We start from the raw sequence: 10,485 nt of genomic DNA, 5'->3' as shown, positions 1-10,485 counted from the left end.
TAGTAAGTCGAGGCATTAAAGAAGCTGCGATTGTGAATTTACTGGCAACCATTGCCAAAATCATTCCAATGGTGGTTTTCATCTTCTTTACTTTCATTGCCTTTAAGTTTGATTTGTTCAAACTCAACTTAAATGACTTCTCTTTAAAAGTTCCGCTTTGGCAGCAGGTGAAAGACCTGATGCTCATTACCCTTTGGGTATTTACCGGTATTGAAGGTGCTGTGGTTTTATCATCGCGGGCTAAAAAACGTCATGACATTGGTAAAGCGACCATTTTAGGTGTGCTACTGGCGTTAAGCTTTTACGTGATGGTAACCGTATTGGCTTATGGCGTGGTGAGTCGTGAGGCGCTTGCTGGCATGCACAACCCATCAATGGCAACCATTTTGCAGCAACTAATCGGTTTACCGGGCACGATTGTTATTACCATCGGGCTTATTATTTCAGTTTCTTCGTCTTATTTAAGCTGGACTTTATTCGCCACTGAAATTCCATATTTAGCTGCAAAAAATGGTGCATTCCCGAAATTATTTTTAAAGAATAATCAAAATAATGTACCCATTTCATCACTTTGGCTGACCACCATTGTCGTGCAAGGTGCATTGATTGCTGTGTATTTTTTCAATAAAAATTACACCCAGCTTTTATTAATTTCATCGGTAATGATTTTACTGCCCTATTTTCTGGTGTCGGCTTTTTATCTTAAAGAATCCATTCGCCATAAACGCACACCGCATATTGCCATTGCAAGTGTCGCTTCGATTTACGCACTTTGGTTGCTCTATGCAGCAGGATTAGATTTATTACTTCTATCTGTAGTGTTGTATTTGGTCGGCTTGATTATTTTTTCAATCAGCTATTTTGAGCATAAAAAATCGCTCAAACAAAATCAGCTTAATTAATCATTTCAACCACTGTTGAGTCATTTCAGCAGTGGTTTTCTAAAAACAAAAAATTCTATTTTGAAGGCTGTGACTGCTTTAAATGCAACCGTAAAATACGGCGTAATTCTAAAATCGCTTCTGGGGTAGTTTGAATCGAATGCCCACCCTTAATAATGAGTTCCGACTGTTCACCATCTAAATGTGAACTTTGATACGGCACAATCCCATCACTGCTTTTTAACTTATCAGTCGTGCCATTTATGTTCCCCATAATCGAGTGATAGACCACGCTAGACGATGGCTGAATGGCTTGCGTAAGTTGCATAAAGCTAGAAGAACGACTTAAATTACTCGCCCCATTTTCAATTAAACCTTTTCTGAGCTTTGTGTTTTTCTCATCTCTCATTTCAACTGCAATAAAAAAGTCAGCGGGCAAACGAATAATACGGCGGGCAATTTGGGTAAACCATCGGTCAGCGTAGTCAGTGCCATGATGCGGTGCCGAAACAAAAACAACCCGCTTAAAATAAGGCAAAGCTTTGAATTGAAAACGCTCTAGCACCACAGGATTTTCTTTTAAACGGTTTAGCTGGGCTTCATTCATTTTTTGCATGGCTTGCTCTGAAACATCGGCGTCGCTTACCAATAGGCGGCTAATCACTCCGCCCATACTATGTCCAACCAGCACTGCATTACGTGCAGCGTAGCTATCTTTAGCAACATTTTGAAAAGCCTGATTCAGCAAAGAATAAATCTGAAAACGACTTTCAAAAATCGGCATATTGGTTGAATAAAACACCTGCCAGACTTGATAGTTATTCCTTAATTCTGCATCGCCCATAATGTCATTGGTTAGACTCACCCACGCCTCTGGGCTACTTGCCAAGCCATGAATAAATACAATGATTTTCTTATTCGGGTTAAAGGGTTCCAGCATATATAAATGCGGCATGATCAAATTGTTTTCTTTATTAATTAAAGACCAATAACCTGCTGCACCTAAATTATATTTTGATAGCCAAAGCCCATAAGGCGCCGAATAGTTTGCAGTGAGCGGATAGTCCACACCTTCAACCTTTACGCGGTCTTGTCGATATGGATCAAACATGGCAATTTCTAAATCTGCTCCAGCAATGACCTGTTCAGCTGTGGCTTTTTGTTTTGGGTAAGCAATCGCAGTCACTGGAAAGAAGCGTGGTAAATGGATGTTCGGATTATTCTGGTGAGCATAAAAAGCATCAGGATCTAAAATGAAGCCGTGATTTACATCATTTTCTTTACGCCCGACAATAAACTCTGCTCCTAAACCATCCTTACGGTTAACGGTATTAAAGCCAGAAAAGTTCATGTTATAGCTAGAGCGAAAAGTATCGACTTCAATTTTTTGTACATCTACAGCATGGTCAAAATTGACATGGTACTCATGGCCATCTGCTTTAAGCAGAGGAGGAAAGCGATGCGTATTTAAATGATTAAAATACGTGGTCATGAGCTTCGACAAAGCCACGTTATAAAAAATACGCACCTGATTTTGGCGATGGTCAAATACCCGATCGAACGGCGACTCTTCAGAGTCAAATAAATAAACATAACTATAGCGCAAGCTTTTATCAAACAGTGCCAACTCTTGCTCAAGGCAACTACTACTTTTATTAATGACATTACATTGGCTATTACGTCCGACGTCTAAAGCCTTGGCTAAATAAATTTCACTGAGCGCAGCATAGCGTTCTTCTCGGCTGCTATTTTCAGACAAGCTTTGAATTTTATTTAAACAATCATCAAAATTTTGCAGACAAGATTTTTCGTCTTTTTTAACTAAATACAGCAAGTTTTGGGTTTGATGGCTTAAGGTGCCGTCGGTCAAAATACTTTCATTCTTACTTTTTAAAGCATTACTTAAATTACTTTCTTTTAAATTAATGACCTGACAGCCACTGAGCAAAGCCATTATTGTTATGATTGAATAATGATAAGACTTTGTCATTGTGCATTCCTTAATCGAATGTATTCCCCATCTGGTCATTATGCCTGTAAAGCAGTGAACGAACAATTTCAGCTCAGCTTCCATTTTCCTTTATTACGAAAAAAAGCCTGAACTCATTTTAATTCAGGCTAATTTGTTATTTTTTCTAATCAAGCTTGGTTGAACCTTTGCTGTGAAGCTAAATAAGAGAAATACAAAATAGGTAAGATAAATGGCGCTACACTCCAGAAGTCAAAATAGACATAGAGTATTGCTCCCAAGAAAGCACCAATTACAAATCCAATCACAATACTGGCACTTTTCAGAAAACTTGCCCGATTGGCTGCATTATTGTTTTTAAGCAAGTTGGCAATATCAATACCAAGCTGGGTAGTGTTACCAGTCATCATGGTACTTGGGCTAATATTTTTAATGAGGGTTTTGCTGGAAGTATTACGAATAGCTAAAGCAATTAAACCCAACCCGCCTGTTACTGCAACTGTTAGCGCATCCGGATTTTTAAATGGCTCAAAGTAAAGTCCTGCAACCATGAAGGCACATAGAAAAATAGCTTCAAATAAAAATAAATAAGACAGTGTTTTGTGCTTGACCTGACTACGGTCAATTAACAGTTTGGTGATCACCACCGTCAAAATAAATAGCGGGATTGCTGCGAGCTTAATCCATATGCCAGCACCACCTTTAACCCATGCAGCGCCTGCCAACACCAAGTTTCCCGTAACATGAGCGGTAAAAAAACCAAACAGCGCAATAAAACCAATGGTATCAATTGCCCCACCCACCATGGTCAGTAAAACAGGATCTCGACATATTGCCCAGGTACTTTCTGTCTCTTTTTGAATTGGGGTATCTGCCATATAAAATATCCTGTTAAATTAGAGTTTTAAAACAAGTAAGTTGTATATAAATGATTTAAAAATGAATAATACTAAAGTGTTTATGAAAGCAAAAAACGATGTAAAAAAATAGGGTGCGTAATGTCGCAACACTGTCTTTAAAATGGCAACAATTAAAATTGAGTGTTTTTAAAACAATAAACGGTTCTCAACTTCAAATCAATTTGACCTCTAAAACTGTTATAACTATGATGAAGCCGCAAGTTGATATCAATTGGTTTTGAACCTGAAAAAGTTATGCCAAGATATGGATAATGAAAAACAACAACCAAGAGTAGATATATGTCACTTTATAATTTTTCAGTTTTTCTAGGTGGATTATTATTTGTATCGATTGCCTCTGCTGGCTATAAAAGTAATGCACACCGTGATTTTTACTCAAAATGCATCGCAGCTGGACATAGCCGTTCAACCTGTCTGTGTATTTATCATCGTTTAGAGCGTCAATATTCCCCTAAACTCATGCATAAACTTGGAAATTTAAGTCTACAAAGCCCTGAGGTACCGCGTGATTTTGTGAAAACCATGATGCGCACCATGCAACAGTGCAGATCATAATTCTTTCATTTTTTAAGCCACATCCACACCAATACCCCTGCCATACATAAAATTGCCGGATAGACAAACCACGGATGTGGAATGGTCCAAATCATCAGTCCCGCAGCCAAACTCATACTCAACGTCGAGATGTATTTTGCTTTTTTAGGAATACGCCGATGGTCTTGCCACTCGCGAATAAGTGGACCGATATAACGATGATTTCGAAACCATTGATGAAGTTTTTCAGAACCTCGAGCCGCAAAGAAAACCGCCAAAATTATAAAATCAACGGTGGGTAAACCCGGAATAAAAATACCCAATATACCAAGCGCAATACACAACCAAGCCAAACCAATAAACACCCAACGTGCCCAAACAGAACGGGCAAGCTTATTGACTGGTTGAGCGGGAGCTAACGACTGCTCATGTTTTACGATCACATTTACTTGATTGAGTTTATCCATATCGGGTATTCCCTTTATCCACTTTTTATTATTTCAATTCATCAAGCTGATCAAGCGCTTGACCAAAATATCCAAAGGCATCTAACGCTCCTTGAACAACTCGGTCTTGCTGGGTTTGGTCAAAGCCTGCTTCATCCAGTGCTTGTACAAAACGTTTCCAGACTTTAGCGCGCCCTTCGGGATAGGCAGCTAAATTACGCGCAGCAAACGTTTCAGAAAAACCCAAATGCTTTTGAGCTTCTTTAAATAAAAATGCAGCCCCTAAAGTTGAACCTTCAGACACATAAATCCAGCCTAAAGCTTCGGGTAGCTGTACGTTTTCACTGTGTAATTGCTGCCCGTTGGGTTGAATACCCAAATCATTTAAATCGGCAAGTGCTTGTTTTGAGCGGCCACGAATGTCGAGGTCCGGAATCAGTCCTGCCACACCCTCTTTTTCAAAAAGATGTTCAATTTCACGCTGGAAATAATATTGAGACAACGTAAATTGCGCGTATTTTTCTTTACTTGAAAATACCCTTGCCTCTGACATTAATTGATGCATACGTTCGTGTTCAGCAGCAGTTTCTTGTTTCAAACGTAAAGACAAGCTGTTGCTAATGATTTGGTCTGTAGATGAGTTCATCATCTTTCTCCTGCAAAATGGATATCGCTCATCGGTTAACGGCCCCGATTGAGTTTGAGTTGGACTGGAAAATCCACAACAATGGTCACGGCTCGACCGTTAATTTTGTGGGGTTTAAATCTGGATTTATGTGTAGCTTGCATGACCCGTTCATCAAGGCTTTGAATGCCCGAACTTTGACGTAATTGGATGTCAATCGGCTGCCCTTTTTCATTAATGCGAATCCGAAGCTCAACCAAACGATTTTGTTGTTTTAACTCGCGGTCATCATAGTCAAGCCCGCCAAAACTCAGCACATCCACACTACTCACCTGAACAACGTCATCGTGTTCAACTTGAGTGCTCGGTGCTTTGGAATACTCTTGCTGCATTACGGGTGTTTTGACGCCGCCACTTTTGGTTTCGCTATTAGTGTTTTGTGGCAAATGCTCCGTTTGTGTTTGTTCAAGGTCTGTCGAACTCAGTTTTTTATCGTTATGAACCGCTCGCCGTTCTGTAAGCTGCAATGGTTGGAGCGAAGTTGAATTGTTTAAAGTCGTTTTGGGTTGTGCTTGCTGTTTGTCATTTAAATTATTTTGCACAACCTCTTTAGAGGCAGTTTTTGACGCTAATGTTTGAATATTTGTAGGCGAGTTTTTTGATTCTTCAGGTACTGAAGATACTGAACTGCTTAACGTAGATTGAGGCGTTATACTTTTTTTAGGTTGGCTTTCGGTCTTTTCAGCCGATGGCTTTTTAGCAGGCGCCAATGACACAAAACTTACTTTTAAGGCATCTACTTTGGGTGTTGCTTTAAAAGTATAAGGTTCAATTAAATGACTCAGCATCCAGACAACAAATACATGCAGTCCGATCACCACCACTACGGTTAAGCACTGATAAAAGTGCTTCAGCCCTTGTGGTAAAGGCAACATAACCATCGGCTTATGTGTAGGGAATAAAGATTTTGATTTCATGGCTTATTCCCTAAAAACGATGCTCAAGCTTGAGGCTAATGTTGTGTTTATCGTAGGAATACAGCCAATCGACATTGCTTTTATTATGGTTATAGCGATAGGTTAAATTGGGTGTCATGCCATAAAACTCAAAACGCGGCATTTGCACAACAAAGGTATAATTCTGTTCAAAATCATGACGACGAGCTAAGAAAGTTTCTGCGTATTTATCAAACTGACGCCAACGATAAGAACTCAGCAAAGTGGTATTAAATCCTGTGCTCCAAGATTTGCTTAAGCCCAACCGCACACCTTGCTGTTGGTAGGCAGCCATATATTTTTCTTGGGTCGAATGGTCGACTACGTCTAAACCACTAAAAACGGTCCACTGATTTGGGAGGATTTTCCAGAAAGTAGCAAAAGCTGAGCTTTCTACCCCATCTAGGGTTTTATATTTCTGATAATTTAAATCTTTACTCTCAGCCTCAAGCTTAAAGGCTTTATCTGCCGAGATAAAATGCATCCATTCGACACGCGTACCCCACGCATTGTAAAGACCATCATTGCCATAACGTTTATGTTCAAATAGCGGACTCACCCCAATTTGATTTTTTAAGTCAAAGTAGCTGTAGCCTGCATTAATGTTAATGGTAGATTCATTAAATGCCGCGTGGTCGTTATAGGACTGTCCAAACGCCAGCGCACGTAAAGCCACGCCATGATGTCCTTCAATCGCATAGCGTTTAATCAGACTGGCTTCGTAATCTAACCCCGTTGCCGACTCAGCTTTAGGCGTTCCACGAGTGACTTGCTCAATTGGGATAATATTACCTTTACTATCTTTGCCATAAAGCGTCCATGTTTTGCTCTGTTCCGACGAACTATTTAAATTACTGACATAGGTGTAACCCGCTGAAACCGAGCCTTGCCAAGAGTCTCGTTTTTTTAATGCCTGAACAAAAGTATTCACTGTGGTTAGAACCCCAGACGGGATTACCGCAGGGTCGCTTTGTTTAAGTTGGTCTTGAATGGAAATAAAAAGGCGTGCTGCTTCCTTATTTTTCTGTTGTTCAAACAGCACGCGCGCTAACTCAAGTTCACAAATTAAATTATGAGGTTGTTGTTTTAGACTGCTTTGAAATTTTTGTTCAGCCAATTTCAGTTGACCCTGAGAACGTGCAACTGCCCCTTCAGCAAAGTCGGTTAAAGCCCGATCGTAGCCAACATATTTCTTATAATGTTCTAAATAAACCGTGGCTTTGAGCCACTGTTTTTGCATGACTGCCAAATATAACGCCTTGGCAAGATCATTCTGGTTTTGTTCAACACTGTATTCTTGTCCATTAATTTGAAGTTTTGGTAATTGCTCGGTACTACGAATGGTTCCCTGCTCATGAAACTGTCGCTGTTCTTGTAAAAGTGTTTGGTCCAAGCTTTGATTGAGACGAAGCTGTGTGTCTTCGTCGGCATATAAAAATGGACAACTCAACAATGTCAGACAGCACAAAAGCATTCGTTTCATAAAACAATAAACCTGAAGCAACCAAGCAAAAGCCCAAAAAACAAAAGGAACCTACATATGTAGATTCCTTTTGCATTCATTAATTTTTAGCACCGCCAAATGCAGTGTTGTAAGACACGTTATCGAACTGGGCAATACCCGCTAAAGCCGAAGCATTTGCACCGAAGAATTGACCTTGAACCACACCAGAGTTGTCGACACCAGCCGTACCATTAGCCGTTGCCAAACCAGCAAACGCAGCAGTACCCGGGTTAAATGCCACACCATCTAGGCTTAATGATGAAACAGCCGTACCTGTTCCGGTAAGCGTTCCTTCAAGTGTCCCCGCGCCATAATTTGCCGTGAACGTACCACTTAACAGATTACTTCCAGAACCGTTAATCCCTGCAACGGTATAAGTTGCAGTACCCGCGGTTGGAACAGTGGTATTGGTGTTATCACCCGCGTAGTAAACGGTATGGCTCGCGCTTGCCGGCGTGTCGCCCGCTTTCCACCATTCACCAAAATAGACTTCCTGTGTGCCCACCTGACCAAAGTTAAAATTACCTAATGCACTATGTGAAGGTGGCATTGCAGACACTGGAATATGCGAAATATTAAAGGTTTTGCTGCCAACCGTTACATTGGTATTACTCGTTCCCTGAGCAGCAAAAGCCTGAGCCAAACCTTTTAATGAACTAAAACCTGTAAAAGCGTTATATGGCGCACCCGCAGCTTGAACCGACACCGCTGCTACACCACCCGGATGGCTTGCATTGGCAGCAGCACCGATTTTGATGTTACTTTCATTACTCGAAATACCATCAATCCCTGCATAAGCAAATGCAGTTGAACAAGCAACGAGACCCAAGAACAATTGAGAGATTTTCATTTGTTGTTACTCCATCTTTTTTTAAAACTAAGTTATTGTTTAATTTAAAATAACGATTTCGTTATTTTTAGTTTATTGAGTAGGCCCAGCTGCAAACCTACTCAGTTTTTTTGTAAATAATAATCATTCAATACTATTATTTACCGTTACCTGACTCCCCTTTTATGTATGTGTAGAGGGAATCAAATTCTGTTTAAAATTTAGTGGTCCAACTAATTTTCATCGTTCGGCCAGGTGCGGCCATGGCACTACGGGTTAAAGGATCGATATAAAACTGGTTAGAAAGATTACTGCCGACAAATTCAACCGTGTTGTAGTTATCGAGCTGATAACGCGCATAGGCATCAAAAATCCACGTGTCATCCCAAGCCAAAGGCACATTGAGGTAATAGCCTTTATTGACGCTAGCATCATTGTTTTTACGTAGTGGGCTTTCATAAGCTTTATAGAATGTTGCACGTGCACCAAGCTCTAACTTTTCATCAAAAAAGCGTGCGCCAAGCAACCCGTGAAAACTCAGTTCAGGTGTAGCCATGGTCACCAAGTAGCCATTTGGGAACCCGTCATCGACACAACGCTGATACGGTTCACGGAACTCAAGACCCTGCTCGGTTTGAACCGTGCCGCCTAAAATCATTTTGTTAATGGCACTATTGGTGTCACACACTTCATTTTTTAAGTTATAGGCCACGCTCAAGTCTGTGAAAAAACCGCCATTATCAAAACGGCTTTGTAACTCTAAACCTGATAGCTTTTGCTCATCCATATTGGTAAAAATAAGGTTTTGATCACGCTCAATCACATTTTTGGTTTTGTTGTAGTAATAGGCGAGCTTAATGTCAGCATTGCGTGCTGTGCTAAACCAGTCACGCATGTCATAGACATAACCCACTTCGTAGTTAAAAGCATGTTCAGGTTTGATTGCTTGATATGGCAACATCGCAGAAAAACCGACAGTGCTTTCAAACAAACTTGGTAAGCGATATTCCTCTGCATAGCGTGCATAAATTCTGCTGTTTGGTGTGAGATGAATTGAGGCGCCTAATTGCGGTGCCCAGCCGCTATCTTTAACTTTATCGGCAGACTCAACCGGAACTTGGTCAACCACCGACATAAAGTTCCCGCCAGTCACGACGTACTTTTGACCAGAGGCATTGAGCTGGTTTAAAGGATTATCGGCAAGCGACAATTGCCCATTCGCATCTGCTTTCCAGCTCAGCGTATTTTTCTGTGACCAGATCATGTTATACAAGGTGCTCTCTGATGCAGGCACAGTGTCGAGCTGTCCATTCCAATCAGGATTTTTTGTGGCATAACGCTGTTTTAAAACATTGATTAAACGCTGCTGAGTCGCGGTGTAACTCTCAGGCATGGTTTGATATTCAAAGGTATATTCTTTAAGCCTACTTTTTTTGGTAAACAGCGGATTTAAACTATGGTCAATCTCGCTCTGCAAAGACTTATTTAAAAAGTCATCAACAGCCCAATACGAGCGATAACGCATGCCCGCATCAAAACTTAACCAAGACAGTGGTCGATAATTAAAGTTAAAGTCGAACGTTTTTTCCTCACGGCGGCCTGCTCGTGGCAGCGCCTGATAGAGCGAATAACTTGGGCCAAATTCACCATATATATCATCGGACGTTAGTTTTTCTTTTAAGAAACTTCCACCGAGCGTCAAATCAAGCTGGTCTAACAAACGAGTTTTATTACTGACCGTAATGCCTTTACGCGTATTATCAGAATGGCTTAACGCCGTGT

General features: G+C 40.7%; 10 protein-coding genes. 2 read left to right on the top strand and 8 right to left on the bottom strand.

The window, feature by feature from the left end; translation table 11 throughout:
* Positions 1-902 (top strand): amino acid permease (locus UC75_RS11280; protein WP_228137298.1); only part of this gene is annotated, 902 nt, incomplete at its 5' end.
* A 55-nt stretch (positions 903-957) separates the two neighbouring features.
* On the opposite strand, the gene UC75_RS11275 is transcribed toward UC75_RS11280, so the two are convergent.
* Positions 958-2,871: an esterase/lipase family protein gene (locus tag UC75_RS11275; RefSeq protein WP_049837646.1), complete on the bottom strand. Its 1,914-nt coding sequence runs from the start codon at positions 2,869-2,871 to the stop codon at positions 958-960.
* Between the two features lie 149 nt (positions 2,872-3,020).
* The gene (locus tag UC75_RS11270; RefSeq protein WP_049837645.1) at positions 3,021-3,728 is read right to left on the bottom strand and encodes a YoaK family protein; all 708 of its coding nucleotides are present in this window, start codon (positions 3,726-3,728) and stop codon (positions 3,021-3,023) included.
* A 321-nt stretch (positions 3,729-4,049) separates the two neighbouring features.
* Here UC75_RS11270 and UC75_RS11265 point away from each other — a divergent pair, with 321 nt between their 5' ends.
* Positions 4,050-4,325, top strand: a complete 276-nt coding sequence (locus UC75_RS11265) for a hypothetical protein (protein WP_016138988.1) — start codon at positions 4,050-4,052, stop codon at positions 4,323-4,325.
* A 5-nt stretch (positions 4,326-4,330) separates the two neighbouring features.
* On the opposite strand, the gene UC75_RS11260 is transcribed toward UC75_RS11265, so the two are convergent.
* The 6 genes from UC75_RS11260 to UC75_RS21305 all read right to left on the bottom strand — a co-directional run.
* Positions 4,331-4,771: a YbaN family protein gene (locus UC75_RS11260; protein WP_049837644.1), complete on the bottom strand. Its 441-nt coding sequence runs from the start codon at positions 4,769-4,771 to the stop codon at positions 4,331-4,333.
* A 28-nt stretch (positions 4,772-4,799) separates the two neighbouring features.
* Positions 4,800-5,399 carry a biliverdin-producing heme oxygenase gene (locus UC75_RS11255; protein ID WP_128825256.1) on the bottom strand — a complete coding sequence of 200 codons (600 nt, stop codon included), beginning with the start codon at positions 5,397-5,399 and terminating at the stop codon, positions 4,800-4,802.
* A gap of 32 nt (positions 5,400-5,431) precedes the next feature.
* Positions 5,432-6,352 (bottom strand): energy transducer TonB, encoded by a 921-nt coding sequence (locus UC75_RS11250; protein ID WP_049837642.1) that lies wholly within the window; start codon positions 6,350-6,352, stop codon positions 5,432-5,434.
* Positions 6,353-6,362: 10 nt separating this feature from the next.
* Positions 6,363-7,829 carry a porin family protein gene (locus tag UC75_RS11245; protein WP_128825264.1) on the bottom strand — a complete coding sequence of 489 codons (1,467 nt, stop codon included), beginning with the start codon at positions 7,827-7,829 and terminating at the stop codon, positions 6,363-6,365.
* A 103-nt stretch (positions 7,830-7,932) separates the two neighbouring features.
* The gene (locus tag UC75_RS11240; protein WP_002041986.1) at positions 7,933-8,724 is read right to left on the bottom strand and encodes a Slam-dependent surface lipoprotein; all 792 of its coding nucleotides are present in this window, start codon (positions 8,722-8,724) and stop codon (positions 7,933-7,935) included.
* Positions 8,725-8,917: 193 nt separating this feature from the next.
* Positions 8,918-10,485: TonB-dependent receptor domain-containing protein (locus UC75_RS21305; RefSeq protein WP_228137297.1), on the bottom strand; the 1,568-nt coding region annotated here is incomplete at its 5' end.

Origin of the sequence: Acinetobacter sp. V2, assembly GCF_001188385.1 — a bacterium.
In the GTDB taxonomy this organism is placed as follows: Bacteria; Pseudomonadota; Gammaproteobacteria; order Pseudomonadales; family Moraxellaceae; genus Acinetobacter; species Acinetobacter oleivorans.
This window is presented reverse-complemented; position numbering and strand designations above follow the sequence as displayed.

Coding starts and splice junctions, on each gene's coding strand:
- UC75_RS11275 (WP_049837646.1), bottom strand. CDS start 2,871: ATGACAAAGTCTTATCATTATTCAATCATAACAATAATGGCTTTGCTC.
- UC75_RS11270 (WP_049837645.1), bottom strand. CDS start 3,728: ATGGCAGATACCCCAATTCAAAAAGAGACAGAAAGTACCTGGGCAATA.
- UC75_RS11265 (WP_016138988.1), top strand. CDS start 4,050: ATGTCACTTTATAATTTTTCAGTTTTTCTAGGTGGATTATTATTTGTA.
- UC75_RS11260 (WP_049837644.1), bottom strand. CDS start 4,771: ATGGATAAACTCAATCAAGTAAATGTGATCGTAAAACATGAGCAGTCG.
- UC75_RS11255 (WP_128825256.1), bottom strand. CDS start 5,399: ATGATGAACTCATCTACAGACCAAATCATTAGCAACAGCTTGTCTTTA.
- UC75_RS11250 (WP_049837642.1), bottom strand. CDS start 6,352: ATGAAATCAAAATCTTTATTCCCTACACATAAGCCGATGGTTATGTTG.
- UC75_RS11240 (WP_002041986.1), bottom strand. CDS start 8,724: ATGAAAATCTCTCAATTGTTCTTGGGTCTCGTTGCTTGTTCAACTGCA.